The organism is Streptomyces sp. H27-C3, from assembly GCF_030063415.1.
Taxonomy (GTDB): domain Bacteria; phylum Actinomycetota; class Actinomycetes; order Streptomycetales; family Streptomycetaceae; genus Streptomyces.
In genome coordinates this window covers 1-872 of the sequence record NZ_JASITA010000120.1, presented here as the reverse complement: position 1 = coordinate 872, position 872 = coordinate 1, and the positions used below count along the sequence as shown (strand labels likewise).

At 70.5% G+C, this 872-nt stretch carries 1 protein-coding gene; it reads left to right on the top strand.

Annotated features, from left to right (window positions below; all coding sequences use genetic code 11):
- The first annotated feature begins 9 nt into the window (after positions 1-9).
- Positions 10-786 carry an endo alpha-1,4 polygalactosaminidase gene (locus QMK30_RS38340; protein WP_502963320.1) on the top strand — a complete coding sequence of 259 codons (777 nt, stop codon included), beginning with the start codon at positions 10-12 and terminating at the stop codon, positions 784-786.
- Positions 787-872 lie beyond the last annotated feature (86 nt).

Below are 872 nucleotides of genomic sequence, written 5' to 3'. Positions count from 1 at the left end.
CCTGCTCACCTGCCACGCCCGGCTCGCGGCCTGCTCGACCCCCGCGCCCGGCCCCACCCCCCCCCCGCCCCCGCGCCGTCCCATGACCGTCTGTGGCGCCCCCCGGTGGGCACCACCTGGCAGTGGCAGCTCGACGGCCGCATCGACCGCGGGGTCGATGTCCCCGTCTACGACATCGACGGATTCGAGAACGACGCCGCGGCCGTCGACCGCCTGCACGGCGACGGCCGCAAAGTGATCTGCTACATCAACGCGGGCGCCTGGGAGTCCTTCCGCCCCGACCACCGGGACTTCCCGGCCGCCGTCCGGGGGCGCACCAACGGCTGGGCCGGTGAACGCTGGCTCGACATCCGGCAGCTGGATGTGCTGCGCCCGCTGATGGCCAAGCGCTTCGACATGTGTCGTGAGCGGGGATTCGACGCGGTGGAACCCGACCTGATGGACGCCTACCTCAACGACACCGGCTTCCCACTGACGGCCGCCCACCAGCTCGAGTACAACCGCATGCTGTCCTCTCTGGTCCGCGCGCGCGGCATGTCCGTGGGCCTCAAGAACGACCTGCCGCAGATCCCGCAGCTGGTGGGGGACTTCGACTTCGCGGTGAACGAGGAGTGCGCGCAGTACGACGACTGCGCGGCGCTCGCGCCCTTCGTGAAGGCGGGCAAGGCGGTCCTGCACGTCGAGTACGCGGTGCCGGTCGGTGATTTCTGCGAGCGCTCCAGGAAGCTGGGCCTCAGCTCGATGCGCAAGAAACTGAACCTGGGGGCGTGGCGCGAGCCATGCTGAGGGTGCGGGCGGGGGCGCCTGCGGGCGTGTCCTCAATCGCCGGACGGGCTGAATTTGCGCAGTGCTATCAGCCCGTCCGGCGATTG